Origin of the sequence: Lonsdalea quercina subsp. quercina, from assembly GCF_000688655.1 — a bacterium.
Lineage (GTDB): Bacteria > Pseudomonadota > Gammaproteobacteria > Enterobacterales > Enterobacteriaceae > Lonsdalea > Lonsdalea quercina.
The window spans coordinates 139,474-158,490 of sequence record NZ_JIBO01000008.1 but is presented as its reverse complement, the minus strand read 5'-3'; the positions used below and the strand labels follow the sequence as shown (position 1 = coordinate 158,490).

Sequence of the window (19,017 nt, the reverse complement as noted above, 5' to 3'; positions counted from 1 at the left end):
CTTTATGGAGAGCGCTATGCCATCGCAACGTGAAATTCGTCTTAATGCGTTTGATATGAATTGTGTCGGCCATCAGTCACCGGGCCTGTGGGCGCATCCGCGCGATCGCTCCTGGCAGTATAAGGATTTGGACTACTGGGTTGATTTGGCGCGGCTGCTGGAACGCGGCAAATTCGACGGTCTGTTTATTGCCGATGTGCTGGGCGTCTACGACGTACTGCACGGCAGCAGCGACGCCGCCATTCGCCAGGCGACGCAGGTGCCGGTCAACGATCCGCTGGCGCTGGTCACGCCGATGGCGCTGGTCACGGAGCACCTGGGGTTTGGACTGACGGCGTCGCTATCGTTCGAACATCCTTACCCCTTCGCGCGCAGACTGTCGACGTTGGATCACCTGACCAAAGGGCGCGTCGGCTGGAATATCGTCACCTCGTATCTGGAGAGCGGGGCACGCAATATCGGGCAGAAGGCGCTGACCGACCATGACGCGCGCTACGACTATGCCGACGAATATCTGGAGGTCGTGTACAAGCTGCTGGAGGGGAGCTGGGAAGAGGGCGCGGTGCTGCGGGACCGCGAACGGCGTATTTTCAGCGATCCGACCAAAATCCATCCCATCAATCACCACGGCGAGTTCTTCAACGTACCGGGTATTCACCTGTGTGAGCCGTCACCGCAGCGGACGCCGGTACTTTATCAGGCGGGCGCGTCGAGCCGCGGCAAACAGTTCGCCGCCGAACATGCCGAGTGCGTGTTCGTGGCGTCGCCCTCCAAGGTGCTGCTAAAGAAAACGGTGGCGGATATCCGACGCCGGGCGGCGGAGGCCGGGCGCGATCCGCGCAGCATTTTGATTTTCAACCTGCAAACGGTGATTGTCGGCGAGACCGATCGCGAGGCGCAGGCGAAGTGGCGGGAGTATGCCTCCTGGGTCAGCTACGAAGGGGCGCTGGCGCTGATCTCCGGCTGGACGGGCATCGACTTCGGTCAGTACCCGCCGGATCAGGTGCTGAAACACCTGCACACCAACGCCATTCAGTCGGCGGTGGAAACCTTCTCGACCGCCGATCCGGACCGGCAGTGGACGGTGCAGGGGCTGGCGGACTGGGTCGGCATCGGTGGCTTTGGACCGCTGCTGGTAGGCAGCCCGGAAACCGTCGCCGACGAGTTGCAAAGCTGGGTGGAAGAGACGGATGTGGACGGCTTTAATCTGGCCTATGCCCTGACCCACGAAACGTTCACCGATGTGGTCGAATGGCTGATCCCCGAACTGCAAAAACGCGGTGTCTTCAAACGCGACTATTCGGCGGGCACGCTGCGGGAAAAACTGTTTCACGCTGGCCCGCGGCTGGCAGTGCCGCACCCGGCGGCGGGCTATCGGGATCTCGCTTCATCCGCAGCGCGCGTACGGGAGCGGGTGTCATGATTGAAATCCAACATCTGTACAAAACCTATCACGACAAGCAGGGCCGTCGGACGGATGTCCTGAAAGACATCTCGCTGCAGGTACCAGCGAGCACCATCACGGCGGTCGTCGGACCGAGCGGCGCGGGGAAATCCACGCTGGCGCGCTGCATCAGCCTGCTGGAAAAACCCGATCGCGGCACGCTGCGGGTCAACGGCAACGATCTCTCACTGCTGACCGGAGAGGCGCTGCGCCGGGAGCGCCGGGCGATTGGCACAGTATTTCAGTCGTCAGCGCTGCTCCAGCGTAAAACCGCCTGGGAGAACATCGCGCTGCCGCTGGAGTTTCTGGGCGTGGTGAAGCGGGACATCCAGAAGCGCGTCGGCTCGTTGCTGGACAGCGTGGGGCTGAGCCACAAGGCGGACAGCTACCCGGCGCAGCTCTCCGGCGGCCAGCGCCAGCGTATCGGCATCGCCCGGGCGCTGGCCCTGAATCCGACGGTACTGCTGGCGGATGAGGCCACGTCCGGCCTCGACCCTGAGGCGACCGCCGCCGTGCTGCAACTGCTTAAACAGCTGCGGGATGACTTCGGTCTGGCCATCGTGTTGATCACCCATGAAATGGACGTGGTGCGCACGGCCGCCGACGCGGTGGCGGAGATCCGCGACGGGGGCATCGTTCAGCAGGGAAGCGTCCGCGATCTGCTGGCACAGCCGGACTCCTCGCTTGGCGAGCGACTGTTCCCGGTCACGGCGCAGCCGGGGCGCGGCGACCTCTTGCTACGGGTCAGCTACAGCGCGAACCGGGCGGTGGCGACGGACTGGATTAGTCGGCTCTCCAGACAGTTCGCGTTGCAGATCGACGTCCTGGGCGGCCACGTCGAGTGGGTCAACCAGCAACTGGCGGGACGGCTGGAGATCGCGGTGCGTTTTCACGGTGAGCGACTCTCTGCGGCTCAGATCGTCGGGCTGCTCGACGCGCAGGGCGTCGTCGCGGAGGTCATGGCGTCGGCTCCGGCGCTAAGGGAGGCGATATGACGACTGCAACGTCAACGGCCGTGATGAGTCAGGACACGCCCTGGCGCGAGATCCACACGCTGCTGCTGCCCGCTTACGGTGAAACCTGGCTCATGGTCGCCATCGTCATGCTGTTCGTGGTCAGCCTTGGCGGCGTGGTCGGCGTCGTGCTGTTCAATACCTCGCGCCGGGGGCTGTTTCCTCGCCCGGCCCTAAACCGAATGTTGAACTGGCTGGTGAACATGGGGCGTTCCCTGCCGTTTCTGGTGCTGATGGCGGCGATTATCCCGGTGACTTTCTGGCTGACCGGCACCACCATCGGCATTCCGGCGGCGGTCGTCCCGATGGTCATCGCGGGCATCCCGTTCTTCGCCCGGCTGGTGGAAAACGCGCTGCGGGAACTGCCGGAAGACGTGACGTCGGTCGGTCTGGTCTCCGGCGGCTCCGTCGGTCAGATCATCGTCTCGGCGCAGTTGAGCGAAGCGCTNCCCGCCATTGTCTCCGCCGTCACGCTCAATCTGATCTCCATGATCGAATACTCCGCCATCGCCGGGACCATCGGCGCGGGCGGCATCGGCTACCTCGCCGTGGTCTACGGCTACCAGCGTTTCGATCNCCACATCATGATCGCCACCATCGTGGTGCTGATCGCCACGATACAACTGATTCAATTCGCCGGTGACCGTCTGGTCGCGGCATTGCGTCATTCACAGGGAGCGCAGTCAGCATGAATACACCGCAGTTCGAAATTCGTAAGAAGCGGCGCTGGCCGTGGTGGGTCGGCGGCGTGGTGATTATCGCCGCGGCGGTCAGCGCGTGGTACTGGCTGACGCAGCGTCAGCAGACGGTGACGTTCGGCTCCACGCTGGATATCCATTTTGAACCGGCGATGGCGGGGGAAGAGCGGGTGATTCAGTACGTCGGCGAACACATCGCCCCCGACTACGGCCTGAAGCTGAGGGCCGTAGGCTTGCAGGATCCGGTGCAGGCGGACCGGGCGGTGGCGGATGGCGNCTATGCCGCCACGGTGTATCAGCATCAGTGGTGGTTAAAGCAGGTGGTGGATGCCAACGGCTTCAAGCTGACGCCGACGGTGCCGGTATTCCAGTGGGCGTTCGGCATCTACTCGGACCGCTACCCCTCGGTCGACGCGCTGCCGGAGCAGGCGACGATCGTCGTGCCGAATGACGGCGCCAATCAGGGACAGGCGTTGTGGCTGCTGCAACGTATCGGGCTGATCCGCCTGAATCCGGCAGTGGAACCCCGCACGGCGAAGCTGAAAGATATTCAGGACAATCCCAAACGTTTGGTCTTTAAGGAGCTGGATCTGCTGACCATGCCGCGCGCGCTAAATTCGGTCGATGCCGCCATCGGCTACGTCTCCCAGTTCGACGCCGGCAAGATCCCGCGTGAGAAGGGAATTCTCTTCCCGCCGGCCCCGGCTACCTTCGCCTCACGGCTGGTGATCGGCACGCCGTATCTTAACGACGCGCCTATCGTCAAACTGCAACAGGCGTTTTCCGACCCGCGCCTGCAACGGTGGCTGAAGGAGACTGACGACCCGTTGGTCAAGGGCGTTCTGGTGCCGGTATCGGCCGAATAGTCGCCGTTCTCATGCGTTTCAACGTGGTCGCCGGGCTGCTGGATAGTGGCTCGTCCTGTGTGTTTTTTATGTGGTTATCTTATTGTTATTTAATGAATTTTAAAGACATAAATGTTGTTTGTGAACGCCAGAACTTCGACTTATAACCGTAGCTTCACCTGCACATAAAATAATAGCGAGGATGCCAACAGTATGAGTACGTTACCGGTTGACAACGACATCAGGGGTTCTGCTCCAGGATCCATTCCCATTAGCTCGGTGAGCGACGTAGCAAGATTGATCAACACCCGCAGCGAGAAAAACAGCTACGCCAGAATGATCATCTTTCTGGCGCTGGGCGGGGTATTTCTCGACGCCTACGATCTGACCACGCTGTCGTACGGTATCGATGATGTCGTCAGAGAGTTTCAATTGACGCCGGTGCTCACCGGGCTGGTCACGTCCTCCATCATGATCGGCACCATTATCGGCAACCTGATCGGCGGCTGGCTGACGGATAAATACGGCCGTTACTCCGTCTTTATGGCGGATATGCTGTTTTTCGTCGTCTCCGCGATTGCCGCCGGGCTGGCGCCGAACGTGTGGGTGTTGATTGGCGCGCGCTTCCTGATGGGGATCGGCGTCGGGATCGACCTGCCGGTGGCGATGTCCTATTTGGCCGAATTCTCCAGGTTTGCCGGCAAGGGCAACAAGGCCGCCCGCTTGGCGGCGTGGTGTCCGATGTGGTACGCGGCGTCGTCCGCCTGCTTCCTGATCATCTTCGGTCTCTATTTCCTGCTGCCCGAACAGCATCTCGACTGGCTGTGGCGCGCCTCGCTGCTGTTCGGCGCGGTGCCGGCCTTGCTGATTATCGCGGTCCGGCGCAAGTTTATGAATGAGTCTCCCTTGTGGGCGGCGAATCAGGGCGATCTCAAAGGCGCGGCGCGGATTTTGCGTGATTCCTACGGCATTGCCGCCCACGAAGCTGTCGATAAGATACAGCGCAAGACGTCTCATCAGCCGAAGGTCAGCTTCCGGGTGCTGTTCCAGAAACCGTACCGGGAACGCACCATCGTGGCGGGCGTGATGAACGTGTGCATCTCCTTTGAATACACCGCCATCGCCTTCTTCCTGCCGTCCATTCTGGCGCAATTTCTGGGGGCCGGCGTGTTTGAAACCATCTCGGCTTCGCTGGGGCTAAATGCGTTGTTTGCCTTCACCGGCGGTCTGCTGGGGATGCGGCTGGCCTGGAAATATCCTTCACGTCATGTGGCGATCGCGGGCTTTGCCCTACAGTTCATCGCGCTCATTGCGCTCGCGCTGATCGGTCAACCTCAGGCGACGACAGGCGTGGTCATCGCCATCCTGATGCTGGGCCTGTGGCTGTTCGCGGAAGGCTTCGGGCCGGGAGCGCAGTTGATGATCTATCCGGCACTGTCTTACCCGACCTCTATCCGCGCGACCGGCGTCGGTTTCAGCCGCTCGCTGTCGGGGATCGGCAGCGCACTGGCGCTGTTTATTCTGCCGCTATTACAGGCGGCCTACGGCACCAACATGTTCTGGATTGTCTCGCTGAGCGCCATTATCCCCATCTTCTTCCTGCTCGCGGTTCGTCACGAACCGACCCGTCAGGATATTGACGATCATCACGATCAAGGAGCACATCATGACCTTACTTTCGACCGGCACTGATTACGATACGTTGGCGTCGCAGTTCCGCCCCATCTTCGCCCGTATCGCCGCTGGCGCCGCCGACCGTGAGCGGCGTCGGGAGCTGCCCCATGAGCCTATCCGCTGGTTGAAGGAGGCTGGATTCGGCGCCGTGCGTATTCCTGAAGAGAAGGGGGGACAGAACGCGTCGCTGCCTCAGCTGTTTCGTCTGCTGACGGAGCTGGCGGAGGCGGACTCTAATCTGCCGCAGGCGCTGCGGGCGCATTTCGCCTTCGTGGAAGACCGCCTCAATGCGCCGGACACGCCGGAGCGCGATCGCTGGTTCCTGCGTTTCCTGGACGGTGAGCTGGTCGGCAGCGGCTGGACCGAGATCGGCAACATTACACTGGGCGATGTCATCACCCGCGTCGAGCCTGCGCCGCACGGTTGGACGCTGAACGGCGAGAAGTTTTACAGCACCGGCACACTGTTCGCCGACTGGATTGATGTTTACGCCCGTCGCAGCGATAACGGTCGGGATGTGATTGCGATTGTCAGTACGCATCAGGACGGCGTGTTGCGTGAGGATGACTGGGACGGTTTCGGTCAGCGGCTGACCGGCAGCGGCACGACCCGTTTTACGCAGGCGCTGGTCGACGCCGGCCATGTCTACGATTTTGCGGACCGCTTCCTGTATCAGACGGCGTTTTACCAGCACATGCTGCTCGCGACGCTCGCTGGTATCGGGCGGGCGGTAGCGCGCGATGCAGCCGAGGGCGTACGCCAGCGTAAGCGTATCTACAGCCACAGCAATGCCGCGCTGCCGAAAGAGGATGTGCAGGTGTTGCAGGTAGTCGGTCAGGTTTCCAGCTGGGCCTACGCCACGGAAGCGGCGGTGATCGCGGCCACGCAATCGCTGCAACAGGCGTATGAGGTTCATGCTTCGGACGACGACGCCCTCAAGCTGCGCATCAACAGCATCGCGGAAGNGGAGGCGGCGCAGGCGCAGGTGATCGCCAGCGAGCTGGTGCCGCGCGCGGCGACCGAGCTGTTCAACGCGCTCGGCGCATCGGATACGCGCGTGAGCAAGGCGTTGGATCGCCACTGGCGCAACGCGCGCACGCTGGCATCCCACAATCCGGTAATTTATAAGGCCCGCAATATCGGTGACTGGTTGGTTAACGGCAATGCGCCGACCTTTATCTGGCAGGTCGGTAATGGCGGGCAGGAACAGAAAACCGCTTAACCGTGTGGACGTACAAAAAGGCGGGCCTGAGCGCCCGCCTTTTTATGGTCAGTGGGACTCATCACTGTTTATCCAATGACCAAGTGGCGCTGGTTACGTTAACCTTCGTCGGCAACAGTCCGATCTGCGTGAATTTGTCCGCCAGCGCCTGTTGCTGGCTGAAAACGTCCGGCGTCATCCGCTCGGCGCCGTAAGGCATTCTTGCCAGCGCTTTGCTCCAGATGGCGCGATCCAGGCCGGTCGACTGAGACAGGATGGCGGCGGCATCGGTCGGGTTAGCGTTAGCCCATTGGCTGAGCGACGCCAGTTCGTTGATGACCTGTTCCGCCGTCTGCGGCCAGGTTTCGGCGAACTTCCGGCTGGCGAGGTAGAACGTGTAGTGCGGCACCAACCCCTCCGCATTGCGAATTTGTCTGGCGCCCGCATTGCTCTCCACCTCGGCCAGGAACGGGTCCCAGATCACCCAGGCGTCCACCGCGCCGCGCTGAAACGCCGCGCGCGCATCGCTCGGCGTCAGGTAGACCGGCGTAATATCGCGATAGCTCAGACCGGCTTCTTCCAGCGCTTTCACCAGCAGGTAATTGACGTCCGAGCCTTTGTTCAACGCCACGCGCTTCCCTTTGAGATCCGCCACCGTTTTGATGGGGGAGTCGCCCGGCACGACGATGGCTTCCGTTTTTGGATTGGCGGGCGAGTGCGCCAGATAAATCAGATCGGCCTGCGCCGCTTGCGCAAAGGCGGGCGGCGCATCGCCAGTCGCCGCCAGATCGATACTGCCGACGTTCAATCCCTCCAGCATCTGCGGCCCGGCGGGAAACTCGATCCAGCGCACCTGAATGCCCTGCTGTTTAAATTTTTCATCCAGCGTTCCTCGGTATTTCAGCAGGGCGAAAATGTTGGCTTTCTGATAACCAATGTTGATGGCTTCAGGCNGGGACGCGGCGACCGCAGAGGCGGACAGCCCCGCCAACAGCAGCGCGAGAGCGGTATGACGTAGGGAGGGTTTCATGGTGGCGTCGTCTCTTAAGGCAAATTAAGCAAAAACCTTATCAGAGAGAATTTATTACCTTAAAATAATGAAATATTTTTTAATATTCCTATTAGTTTTAACGGCTCGTCGGGTGTGCGACATCAACGAACTACGATGTTATCTTTCGAGACTCTATCTTTAAGTGACGGATTGCCGCAGTCGCGGTTTGAGAGGGAAAGGATGATCGACGATAACCGAAAGATCCAGTCTGTTGAGCGAGCAATGGCGTTACTCGAAGCGATTGCCGAGGCTGGAGGGGAATCCCGTCTCGTCGACCTGACGACACAGCTGGGATTGAACAAAAGTACGCTGCACGGCTTGCTGAATACGCTGGCGGCGATGGGCTATGTTACCCGTAACGGCACGCGTTATGCGCTGGGCTTGCGTCTGCGTGAACTGGCGCAGCCGCTGACCGATGAAGATACCGCATTGCGCGCCACGTTCGGGCCGGTACTGCGGCGCTTCGCCGAGATTAGCGGCGAAACCTGTTACCTGGCCGTCCCGTGCGGGACAAGCGAGTATCTCTGTATCGATTCCGTCGAATGTGATGGCAGCGTACTGCGGGCGAGTTGTCCCTGCGGCAATCGCGAGGGATTGACCACCTCCGCCATCGGTAAAATCCTTCTGGCCAACGATGTCGGATTGGTGCGTAGTCTGCGGCGAGCGGGGAAAGTGTCCGCGTCGTTGGGCGCGGAGCTGAAGACGATCGCCGCGCAGGGCTTTGCGCTCGATCTGGAACAGGTAGAGCCGGGCCTGTGCTGCGTGGCCATACCGCTGTATAAACAAGGACGCGTTGCCGCGGCACTGGGGATGAGCGGTCCGGCCTGTCGGTGGTCGGCTTCCGCGCTGCAAGATCTTGTCCATCGCATGCTGCAGGAAAAGTTCGTCAATACGAAAAAACTCGACTAATTTCGTCGAGATGAGTCGCTTCCGCTTCTGGCATTGTCACTTGCTCACAGAGAGACAATGACCAGAATTTTTCTTCATATCTAACTCCATTCCCCCTCCAATAAGGTAACCCGCTCAGACACGAGTATGAGATCCGGGACGTGCCGCCAGTTTGATGATGGTCGATAATGTCGGGCATCTCGCCGATTGTCCGGCTAGATGAAAGGGTTTCTGCGGCTTCGACATGGTGAGTAAAAAACAGCAAAGGACAGGCGGGTGGCCAGTTCAGCGCCGCCCGCGCTTGCCTGTCTTAGCGATCATCACGCCCGCGATGATGATCGCGAACGTCATAGGAACGAGGGGCGTCATAGTGCGGACGCGAATGATGATCCCGCGGGTGACCGCCGACAACGATACACCCGTTCAGCAGGAGCATCGCTGCGAGGCACATAATTAAGCGTGGTATTTTCATCGTTGGGCGCCTGTCAGTGACGTTATCAGGGGTTGAGCGTCATGCATGATGAACCGCTCGGTTTCGCCTGTTGCAATTGCGTGTCATGGTTTTCTCCACCGGACGAAACGCCGCCATCCGCGTCTTACTCCGCCGGCGCGGGGGACTTCAGCATGTCGACCAGTTCATCGGCCCCTTTATTGATGCCGACTTCCGCCGCGCTGAGTGAGCCGATGGTGGCGCCCACGTTCATCGCGTTCGGGTACTGCTTGGCGACGTAGGCGTTAAGCAGGCGATTGCTGGCGGCGTCGTAAATTTCTACCGCATAACTGACGGACCCGCTGAGCATGCCTTCCTTACCGCGAAGGGCTTGCACAATATTGTAGGGGCCGCCTGCGAGATCGAATTTAGTCACCGTCCCCACTACCTGCGTGGTGGTTTCCGCCCCTGTCAGCGTCAGTTTGATTCTGATGGCCGCAGGTGTTGGCGTTTTGGTTTCGGTGAAACGCGATCTCAGGCTTTCACTAAAGCGATCCTGCATGTATTTCGCCAGTGCCAGGCGATCGTTCGGATCCATATCGCCAAACTGATTGTCGTTGCCCGGATAAACGGTGACGGGGTCGAGAATAACGTGGGTGTACTTCGTCCAGTCCACCGGCGCGGCGTAGCGGAAAGGAATACGGTCGGACTCAGCACCGGTATTGGGCTGCCATTGAGAGGAGGACTCAATCCCGGCGTAGCGGGCGGGTTGGGTGCCGGCGCAACCGGCTAAGGCGATGGCGACGATCATTGCAGAGGAACGGACTACCTGGGTCAATATGCTCATTCGTAAAACCTTCTAAAAAGATCACCAATGTCGGTCGGAAAGCGTCGTGCGGGAGACGCCGTGTTAACGCATTTTGAGTTCAGTCGCCTTGAGTGACCGGGCCGTCGTCAATAAAGACCGGTGGTGTGCCGCGCCAAAAGCGTACCGTACGGTTCAGTTTTGATCGGTGCGAATAGGTTGTCAATAAAATGTACATATCGGTTCAGTTTTGTTAGCAAAAATATGCAGACATGATCACGATGATTGAATATTAGTGAGGGCAGGCGAGGTCTAGCGACGTTGAGATGAAGGTATATTAGACGAGAGGGGCGGTGAGGCCCTACGGAGGCGGCCAGTCGGGAAGCCTCCGTAGGGGTAGGGACTAAAGCAGATTACTGCATCGGTGGGTAAGGCGTATAAAATGTTTTCCCGAGCCAGCGAAATGACGTCGGCAGCGGGCTGATGGGTTTGCTCACATAGCTGGAAGCGACGTTTTCATCCCCCTGACCGCTGTAGACCGCGTAATACGGGTAAGGAAATACCGGACGTGACGCCGCAGTGGACGAGATCGTTTCCAGCTTCAGCGCGCTCTGCGTGTTATCGCCCTGTGTCGGCTGACCGAAGCCGCTGGTTTCTTCTTGTGCCGCCTGCCAGGTCACAACGCTACCCGGCGCGACGCCCTGTTCGACCCAGTTCAACATCGGCGTCAGAAAATCCACTAAACTCGGGCCGTCACCGCCTGAGCAGTGGTAGAGACCCGGCAGCAGATAGAGGCGTTCGAACGCGTTGCGTTGAACGGCGCCCAGGGTTTTCCCCAGGGCTTCATGGTAAGCGATGCTGTTGAGCGGGCTGATGTGGGGATCGGACCAGCCATGCCAGATAATCAGTTTGCCGCCTGCGGCTTTGAAGTCAGACAGGTCTGGGTTGGTGGCGTCATTCAACGGATGCAATGCGTGCAGCTCTGCGAACGTCTCCGTGGTGAAGCTCAGATCTTTGAGCGTGTAATCTGACCCCGGATTTTTTTCAAAGATGATGTTTTTCAGCGCTTCCAACGCGATGGTCGCGCTGCTGGGGGTGTCGTTGGCATTCTGCGGAACGAAGACGCCGGCCCAGGAGAGTTCGGAACCCGGCTGCGGACCACCCACGGTCATTTTTTCTCCGGTCACCCGCGCGCGTGGCCCGGCGTAGAGTTTACGCAGCGTGTTCACCTGCGTGACGCTGAGGCAGGTGCCCGAACTATTGCTTTCCCCCTTTTTGCACTGCAATACGGATGGATTGAAATGGCAGTTCATTGGGTCTGAAATCAGCCCGTCTGTTTGTCCGTCCAACGCATCGCACTGCGCAATGACGGCTTTGTGGATGAGCGGCAAATCGGCGGCAACGATGATCGCTTTGTTGTCCGCATCCCTATTGCTCAGCGCCTGCCAGGCGTGATACATGCTGTTCTGCACCTGGAAGTTCATGGCTGCGGCCCCGGCGATAATGCCGTTGAAGTCCTCAGGGTAGCGCTGCGCTTCCATCAGCGCCTCACGACCGCCGTCGGAACAGCCGCTGAAGTAGGAGTAGGATGGCGAACGTCCATAAAACACACTCATCAGCTTTTTCGCCGTGACCGCGGTCAGATGCACACCTCGGTAGGCGAAGTCACGCCGCTTCTGATCATCATCGCCGAAATTCGTCTCCGTCGACTCATGACCCATATTGGTGGTTGCGACCGTAAAGCCGCTCGCATTCAGCGGCGCACAGCCTGCCGCCGCGCCGACATCCAGGCTGATACGACCGCACAAACCTCCGCAGCCGAGCTGCAGGAAACGTTGAGTCCAGGTGGTGGTGGGCAGCAAAACCTTGAACTGGATGGCGGGGGCGAGCACGCCGTCGACGACGCAGTGGGTCTCTCCATTGGAGGTAGACTCGCTTGTCGCGGTGATACGGCTTCCTTGACCACCGATGTCGGTGAGATCCACTTTCGCTAGCGAGGCGCAGGACACGGCTTGTTTGACGAGAGAGGTTTGATTGACTCGTGGGTGCTGTTCCGCCTGGGCCGTCGTGGCGATCCCTGACAGGGACACCGAGGNCAGAAGCCAGAGTAGAGGGGATGCTATTCGCATAAATTATCCTTGTTTGTCATGATTTATCCTTAAACCGGCGCGAAAATTCGCCAAACCGGGTTTAACGTACATGAGGGCGCCAGCGGCTCCGCGAACGAAGCCGGGTGTGGCGCCATCATACTTGGGCGGCCTGACAGCTTTGCCGCCATCGTCAAGCGGTGGCTGACGCTGTTTCTAGAACCAAATTCTGTCATTCATATCGGCGTGTTGCCGTTAGTGGCGGCATCATCGCCGATCGTTCCGCACTCGCGCCCCGACTGCGGCGGAAAGGGGAGCGCGACTACTCGGCCCCGCGTTTCCAATAGGCCACTGCGCGAACGTAGTCTTCGTCCAGTCCCAGAGAGCCGGTCAGATAGGTTTTCAGCGTGAATATCTTGTGGTTCTCGCCGGTCGCCCAGACGAAGTAGTCGTCGGNGGGGAATGTCAGGCGATCCACGGCCGCAATCAATTTCTGGGCATCGTCGTTGCCGTCCCGAGCGATCCATTCCAGCGTCATACCGCTTTTAACCGGAATGGCCGGACGTTCGTCCTCGCTTCCGCTTTCGATGACTATCGCGCCGCGCGTGGTGTCCGGCAGTTCCTGAAGTCGACGCAGGAGCGCAGGGATCCCGGTTTCATCGCAGATCAACACCTGCCAGGCGTAATCCGCCGGGATCTGAATAGAGCCGCGCGGTCCGCCCATGCCGATAACGTCACCTGCTTTGGCCGCGTTGGCCCAGTCGGAGGCGACGCCGCTGGCGTGCAGATAGAAGTCGATGGTGAGTTCACGCGCGAGCGCATCGAAATGGTACGGCGTGTAATCACGGTTAGCCGGACGCACGTCGCCCCAGATCGGGCCATCCGGACCATTCTTGGGTAGATGAAGTTCGCCGGTTTCACGGTCGGGGAAAAACAGCTTCACATGGTCATCGAATCCCGGACTGCGAAAACCGTCGAGATCGTCGCCGGTGAAGACGATGCGCTGGAATGGGCCGGGGAGGCGAGAGGTGGTTTTCACCGTTAAGGTACGAAATACCAGCGGCAGACGTATACGGGTGGGCTGCCTGGATTGAGAAGATTCAGTCGTCATGATGTACCCCGTGTTCAAGTCATTATGCACAGGCCGGACAAAATGTCCGGCCATGAACGGATCCGGCGACAACCGCCGCCGTCGTGGGTGTTACTTTTCCGTCGTTGAGCTGACGCCGCCCCCCAGCGATTGCCAGAGGGTGATGCGATTATCAAAGTCGGTCTGACGCAGCGCGATCAGCTCAAGCTGTGATGACCAGAGCGNGCGCTGAGCCGTCAGAACATTGAGGTAATCGCCGACGCCGGATTGATAGCTGCGTTGAGCCAGCGTGAAGCTGCGCTGGGCCGCCGCCACGTACTGCTGCTGAGCGTCGAGCTGCTCTGCCAGCGTCTCGCGACGCGCCAATGCGTCCGCCACGTCTTTAAAGGCGCTTTGAATCGCTTTCTCGTAGTCCGCAATCAACCCTTTTTTCTCCGCCTCAGCATATCTCAATTGCGCCAGATTGCTGCCTCCGGTGAACAGCGGCAGGGTCACGCTCGGGGCGAACGACCAAATATTGGCCCCGTGGCTGAACAGGTTGGACAGCGAGTTGCTGCCGACGCCCGCGCTGGCGGTCAGCGAGACGGTCGGGAAGAAGTTGGCGCGGGCGGCGCCGATATCCGCGTTGGCGCTCTTCAGACTGTATTCCGCTTCCAGCACGTCCGGGCGGCGCAGCAGGACCTCGGAGGAGACGCCGGCCGGCACCAGCGCGATCGCGCTGTCGCTGAGCTGGTCAAGCGGCGCGGGCTGCAGGTTCTCCGGCACCGTTTCCCCCACCAGCAGGTTCAGCGCATTGATATCCTGCGCGACCAGCGTCTGGTAGCTGGCGACGCTGGCGCGCGCGGACTGATAGACGGTCATTGCATCGCTGACGTCGGTTGCCGCCGCGACGCCCGCCGCCATGCGGCGTTCCGTGATACGCAGGGAGTTGGCCGCGCTCTCCATGGTCTCTTTGGCGAGCTGCAAATTGCTTTTGTCCGCCGCCAGCGTGATCCACGCCGTAGTGGTTTCGCCGATCAGCGTCAGGCGGGTATTCTGCGCCGTGGCCTCGCTGGCCAGCCAGGTTTCCCTGGCCGCCCGGGAGAGGCTGCGGTTACGACCGAACAGGTCGATTTCAAAACTGCTGACCGCGCCCTGCGCTTCGCTGCTTCCGCTGACGCCGGAGTCGACCGTCCGACTCCGGGTATGACTCAGCTCTGCGTTCAGCGTCGGGAACAGGCTGGCGCGCTCTTCGCCGTAAAGCGCTTTGGCGGCTTCAATATCGGCGATGGCTTTCTGCAGGTCGCGGTTGCTGGCCAGCGCGCGTTCCACCACCGTTTTGAGACGAGTGTCGTTCATGACGTGCTGCCAGTCGGTCAATACCGCGCCGGTCTGATCGCTCTGCGCCGCGGCGCCCGGCCAGGTGGTGGGCACCGGCGCCGCGGGGCGCTGATAGTCCGGGTCCAGAGAAATACAGCCGGTCAGCAGTAGCGACAGCGAGAGAAGCGTGATTCGAGAAAACATGTCTTACTCCTGAACGTCATGGCGGCGGGTGAAATAATGTCTCNCCAGCACGAAGAACAACGGCACGAAGAAGATCGCCAGCAGCGTGGCCGTCAGCGTTCCGCCAATAATCCCGGTACCAATAGCGATGCGGCTGTTCGCGCCGGCCCCGGTGGCTATCGCCAGCGGAATAACCCCGGCGATGAACGCCATGGAGGTCATGATAATCGGCCGCAGACGCGTTTTGGCCGCCGAGAGTACCGCAGCGCTGAGCGTGCTGCCTTGCCGCACCGCCAACTCCGCAAACTCCACAATCAAGATGGCGTTCTTTGACGACAGCCCGATGGTGGTCAACAGCGCCACCTGGAAGTAAACGTCATTGCTCAAGCCACGCAGCAGGGCGGCCAGCGCCGCGCCGCAGATCCCGAGCGGAATGATCAGGATGACGGAGAACGGCACCGACCAGCTTTCATACAGCGCCGCCAGGCACAGGAACACCACCATGATGGAGATAGCGTACAGACCCAATGCCTGACCGCTCGCCAGTTTTTCTTGCAGTGAAAGTCCGCTCCATGCCCAGGTCGAGCCGGAGGGCAGCTGTGAGGCGATGGCTTCGATTTTATTCATCGCATCGCCGGAGCTGACGCCGTCAGCGTTTTCCCCGGTGATTTCGAACGAGGCGGAACCGTTATATCGGGTCAGGGTCTCCGGGCCGTAGGTCCAGCTCGTCGAGGCGAAGGCGGAGAACGGCGCCATGCTGTCGTCGCTGCCGCGGACATACCACTGATTCAAATCCGACGGTTTGGAGCGGAATGGGCTGTCGGCCTGGATATAAACTTTCTTGACCCGACCCCGGTCGATGAAGTCGTTGACGTAGGTTCCGCCCCACGCGCTGCTCAGCGTGTCCGTCACGTCGCTCAGCGACAGTCCCAGCGCCACGGCTTTGTTGTTGTCGATATCGACCTGTAGCTGCGGCATCTGCGGCAGATCGTTGGCGCGGACCGACTGCAGTTCCGGGCTGGCGCCCGCCTGTTTCAGCAGTTGGCTGCGCAGTTCCATCAGTTTTGCGCGTTCGGTGCTGCCGTCGGCCAACAGTTCAAAGGTAAAGCCGTTGGTCTGGCCCATCCCCTGCACCGATGGAGGCGTGGAGGCGAAGATGCGGGCGTCACGTTCGGTGGACAGCGCTTTCATCGCCCGGTTGGCGATCGCCTGTGCGGTATTGTTCGAACCGGGGCGTTGGTCCCAGTTTTTCAGCGCGACAAATGCCATACCCGCGTTCTGCCCGCTACCGCTGAAGTTAAAGCCGGTGATGGTATAGATGACGCCGATGTTGTCCTTTTCCTCTGTGAGGAACCAGTCCGTGATGCGCTTGTTGACGGCGTTGGTCCGGTTAACCGTCGCCCCCGCCGGCAGGGTGTACTGCACCATAATCTGCCCCTGATCCTCGTTCGGCAGGAAGCTGCTGGGCAGCCGCCACAGGAACAGGATCATCAGTGCGACGATGGCGGCGAATGCGATCAACATCACCAGCGGGCGGCGCAGCGCGGAGACCACACGATGGCTGTAGCCTTTTTGCGTGCGGGCGTAAAACCGGTTGAAGCCGCCGAAAAAGCCCTTCTTATGGGGTTTGCTGTGTTTCAGCAACAGCCCGCACAGGGCGGGCGTCAGCGTCAGCGCGACCACCACGGACAGCATCATGGCGGAGATGATGGTGACGGAGAACTGACGGTAAATAACGCCGGTCGAACCACCGAAGAAGGTCATCGGCAGGAAGACGGCGGAGAGCNCCAGCGCGATGGCGACCAGCGCGCCGGAGATTTCGCCCATCGATTTTTCGGTGGCCGCGCGGGCGGGTAGCCCCTCGTCGCGCATGATACGCTCGACGTTTTCCACCACCACGATGGCGTCATCCACCAGCAGCCCGATAGCCAGCACCATGGCGAACAGCGTGAGGGTGTTGATCGAGTAGCCGAACAGCGCCAGAACGCCGAAGGTTCCCAGCAGGACGACCGGCACGGCGAGGGCGGGGATTAGCGTCGCCCGCAGATTCTGCAAGAACAGATACATGACGATGATGACCAGCACGATGGCTTCGACCAGCGTTTTGACCACATCCTCGACGGAGATCTTGATGAAGTCGGTGCTGTCTTTCGGGTAAGCGACCGCGTAGCCCTCAGGCATGCTGTGGCTGTATTCGTTGATCTTGGCCTTGACCAGCTCTGCGGTGTCGAGCGCGTTGGCGCCCGGCGCCAGCATGACCGCGATCCCGGCGGAGGGATGGCCGTTAAGTCGGGAGGAGGATGTGTAATCTTCGCTGCCCATTTCGACGCGGGCGACGTCGCCGATATGCACCACGGCGCCGTTGGATCCGCTTTTCACGATGATATTGCGGAACTGTTCCGGCGTTTGCAGGCGCGACTGCGCGCGTACCGTCGCCGTCAACTGCTGGTCGGCTGAGGAGGGTTCCGCACCGATTTTCCCGGCCGACAGCTGGATATTCTGCGCCTCGATCGCCGACTCGACGTCGGAAGGCATCAGGCTATAGGACGCCAGCTTGTTGGGGTCCATCCAGATGCGAATGGCGTATTCGGAACCGAACACTCGCAGGCTGCCGACGCCGCTGACACGCGCCAGCGGATCTTGCATGTTGCTCACCAGCCAGTCGGCGATATCCGAGCTGGTGGCTTTGTCGGTCTTGTCATACAGCGCCATGATCAGCAGGAAGTTGGACTGGGACTTGGTCACGGTGATCCCGGACGACTGGACCTCGGAGGGCAGTCTCGACTCCGCCTGCTGCACTTTGTTCTGAACCTGAACCTGAGCGGTATCGGCATTGGTGCCCTGTGCAAAGGTCACCTGAATGTCGACTTCGCCGTCTGAGCTGCTGGTGGAGGTGAAATAAAGCAGGTTATCCAGCCCGGTCAGCTGCTGTTCGATGATCTGGGTGACGCTGTTTTCCAGCGTTTGCGCGGAAGCCCCGGTGTAGGTGGCCTTGATGCGCACGGAAGGCGGCGCGACGTCGGGATACTGTGCGACCGGCAACGTGCGGATCGACATTAGCCCCGCCATCATGATGAGTATTGCGATCACCCAGGCGAAAACCGGGCGTCGCACAAAGAAACGGGAGAACATCAGTCTGCGCCTCCCGTCAGCTGAACTTCGACCGGTTTAACGGTATTGCCTGCGGCCACTTTGTCGCTGCCTTCGACCAGAAGCCGATCGCCGCTCTGTAAGCCGTTTGTTATTAACCAGTTGCTGCCGGTGGCTTCCGCCGTGACGACGCTGCGGCGTTCCACCTTGTTGCCGCTCGTGACCACCAGCGCGGTGGCGTTGCCTTTCACGTCGCGCGTAATGCCCTGTTGCGGGGCCAGTATCGCGTTCTGTATCACGCCCTCGTCGACTTTGGCTCGGACAAACATACCGGGGAGCAATACATGGTCGGGGTTGGGGAACACGGAACGCAGCGTGACGGAGCCGGTGGATTCGTCGACGGCGACTTCCGTCAATTCCAGACGGCCTTTGTGCGGATAAACCGTGCCGTCTTCCAGCGTCAGGGTGACATTTAGCGTATCGCTATTGGTGGCCAGCGCCTGCTTGCGTAAGCGCAACAGGTCGGCGCTGGAGCGGGACAGATCGAGATACATGGTGTCCAGCGCGCGGATCGTCGTCAGTGCGGTGGACTGTTGGGCGGTGACCAGCGCCCCCGGCGTGACGCTGGAAATCCCGATGCGGCCGGCGATAGGCGCGGTGACGGTCGTCCATTGCAGATTGATACGGGCGCTTTCCAGCGCGGCGTTTTTCTCCAGCACGCTGGCCTTGTCCTGCTCACAGGTGGAAAGCGCATCGTCCGCATCCTGCTGCGACACGCCCTGTTCTTTCACCAGTCCCGCGTAGCGCTTCGCTTTCAGGCAGTCAGACAGCACCAGCGCCTTGGCGCTTTGCAGCGCGGCGGCGGCTTGGTCGTAGGTGGCTTTGTAGCTGGACGGGTCTATCTGATACAGCGGCTGACCGGCTTTCACTTCATCGCCTTCGGTAAACAGGCGCTTTTGAATTATACCGCCGACCTGGGGAATGACGTCAGATGTCAGCGTAGCGGCGGTGCGGCCGGTCAATTCACTTTCCAACGTAAAGGTCGTGGGTTTTAGCGTCACGACGCCGACCTCGGTCGGCCCGACGTCGTCCGTTTTCGCGCTACGGTCGTCGCAACCGCTAAGACCAATCAAGGTTAAAAGACATAGCATGCGTAACTGCATAACATTTCCCCGTATTCGGCGAGATAAAGTCGGTGACTGGTTAAGTCGTAACAAGA

Annotated in this window: 14 protein-coding genes; 7 read left to right on the top strand and 7 right to left on the bottom strand. The window is 60.3% G+C overall.

Translation table 11 applies throughout. The features are described 5' to 3' along the window. Positions 1 to 16 precede the first annotated feature (16 nt). From RZ35_RS09630 to RZ35_RS09605, 6 genes are all read left to right on the top strand, one after another. Positions 17 to 1,423, top strand: coding sequence for an LLM class flavin-dependent oxidoreductase (locus RZ35_RS09630; RefSeq protein ID WP_026743114.1), 1,407 nt, complete (start codon positions 17 to 19; stop codon positions 1,421 to 1,423). After that, positions 1,420 to 2,439, top strand: coding sequence for a methionine ABC transporter ATP-binding protein (locus tag RZ35_RS09625; RefSeq protein ID WP_026743113.1), 1,020 nt, complete (start codon positions 1,420 to 1,422; stop codon positions 2,437 to 2,439). Before RZ35_RS09630 ends, RZ35_RS09625 begins: the two co-directional genes overlap by 4 nt. Continuing rightward, positions 2,436 to 3,149 (top strand): methionine ABC transporter permease, encoded by a 714-nt coding sequence (locus RZ35_RS09620; protein WP_026743112.1) that lies wholly within the window; start codon positions 2,436 to 2,438, stop codon positions 3,147 to 3,149. The genes RZ35_RS09625 and RZ35_RS09620 overlap by 4 nt, the downstream gene beginning before the upstream one ends. Further along, positions 3,146 to 4,021, top strand: a complete 876-nt coding sequence (locus RZ35_RS09615) for a MetQ/NlpA family ABC transporter substrate-binding protein (protein ID WP_026743111.1) — start codon at positions 3,146 to 3,148, stop codon at positions 4,019 to 4,021. Before RZ35_RS09620 ends, RZ35_RS09615 begins: the two co-directional genes overlap by 4 nt. 192 nt (positions 4,022 to 4,213) lie before the next feature. Then, positions 4,214 to 5,692, top strand: coding sequence for an MFS transporter (locus RZ35_RS09610; RefSeq protein WP_026743110.1), 1,479 nt, complete (start codon positions 4,214 to 4,216; stop codon positions 5,690 to 5,692). Further along, positions 5,667 to 6,896, top strand: a complete 1,230-nt coding sequence (locus RZ35_RS09605) for an acyl-CoA dehydrogenase family protein (protein ID WP_026743109.1) — start codon at positions 5,667 to 5,669, stop codon at positions 6,894 to 6,896. The genes RZ35_RS09610 and RZ35_RS09605 overlap by 26 nt, the downstream gene beginning before the upstream one ends. Positions 6,897 to 6,957: 61 nt before the next feature. Here RZ35_RS09605 and RZ35_RS09600 read toward each other — a convergent pair whose 3' ends face one another. Next, positions 6,958 to 7,905, bottom strand: a complete 948-nt coding sequence (locus tag RZ35_RS09600; protein ID WP_026743108.1) for an aliphatic sulfonate ABC transporter substrate-binding protein — start codon at positions 7,903 to 7,905, stop codon at positions 6,958 to 6,960. A 201-nt stretch (positions 7,906 to 8,106) separates the two neighbouring features. On the opposite strand from RZ35_RS09600, the gene RZ35_RS09595 reads away from it, so the two are divergent. Continuing rightward, complete coding sequence (locus RZ35_RS09595) at positions 8,107 to 8,835, top strand: IclR family transcriptional regulator (protein ID WP_026743107.1); 729 nt, start codon at positions 8,107 to 8,109, stop codon at positions 8,833 to 8,835. Positions 8,836 to 9,410: 575 nt separating this feature from the next. On the opposite strand, the gene RZ35_RS09590 is transcribed toward RZ35_RS09595, so the two are convergent. From RZ35_RS09590 to RZ35_RS09565, 6 genes are all read right to left on the bottom strand, one after another. Further along, the gene (locus RZ35_RS09590; protein WP_026743106.1) at positions 9,411 to 10,091 is read right to left on the bottom strand and encodes a DUF3313 domain-containing protein; all 681 of its coding nucleotides are present in this window, start codon (positions 10,089 to 10,091) and stop codon (positions 9,411 to 9,413) included. Positions 10,092 to 10,462: 371 nt separating this feature from the next. Then, positions 10,463 to 12,178, bottom strand: a complete 1,716-nt coding sequence (locus tag RZ35_RS09585; RefSeq protein ID WP_026743105.1) for a tannase/feruloyl esterase family alpha/beta hydrolase — start codon at positions 12,176 to 12,178, stop codon at positions 10,463 to 10,465. Between the two features lie 280 nt (positions 12,179 to 12,458). After that, on the bottom strand, positions 12,459 to 13,247 hold the full coding sequence (locus RZ35_RS09580; protein WP_026743104.1) for a siderophore-interacting protein: 789 nt from the start codon (positions 13,245 to 13,247) through the stop codon (positions 12,459 to 12,461). A gap of 90 nt (positions 13,248 to 13,337) precedes the next feature. After that, a complete protein-coding gene (locus RZ35_RS09575; RefSeq protein ID WP_026743103.1) occupies positions 13,338 to 14,729 on the bottom strand; it encodes an efflux transporter outer membrane subunit in 1,392 nt (463 codons plus the stop codon). A 3-nt stretch (positions 14,730 to 14,732) separates the two neighbouring features. Next, entirely contained in the window at positions 14,733 to 17,840 is a 3,108-nt protein-coding gene (locus tag RZ35_RS09570; RefSeq protein ID WP_026743102.1) for an efflux RND transporter permease subunit, read from the bottom strand. Next, a complete protein-coding gene (locus RZ35_RS09565) occupies positions 17,840 to 18,961 on the bottom strand; it encodes an efflux RND transporter periplasmic adaptor subunit (RefSeq protein WP_026743101.1) in 1,122 nt (373 codons plus the stop codon). The genes RZ35_RS09570 and RZ35_RS09565 overlap by 1 nt, the downstream gene beginning before the upstream one ends. Between the last annotated feature and the right edge of the window lie 56 nt (positions 18,962 to 19,017).

Excerpts from the sequence above, each read along its gene's own strand:
- RZ35_RS09630 (WP_026743114.1), top strand. The coding sequence starts at position 17 with ATGCCATCGCAACGTGAAATTCGTCTTAATGCGTTTGATATGAATTGT.
- RZ35_RS09625 (WP_026743113.1), top strand. The coding sequence starts at position 1,420 with ATGATTGAAATCCAACATCTGTACAAAACCTATCACGACAAGCAGGGC.
- RZ35_RS09610 (WP_026743110.1), top strand. The coding sequence starts at position 4,214 with ATGAGTACGTTACCGGTTGACAACGACATCAGGGGTTCTGCTCCAGGA.
- RZ35_RS09595 (WP_026743107.1), top strand. The coding sequence starts at position 8,107 with ATGATCGACGATAACCGAAAGATCCAGTCTGTTGAGCGAGCAATGGCG.
- RZ35_RS09590 (WP_026743106.1), bottom strand. The coding sequence starts at position 10,091 with ATGAGCATATTGACCCAGGTAGTCCGTTCCTCTGCAATGATCGTCGCC.
- RZ35_RS09565 (WP_026743101.1), bottom strand. The coding sequence starts at position 18,961 with ATGCAGTTACGCATGCTATGTCTTTTAACCTTGATTGGTCTTAGCGGT.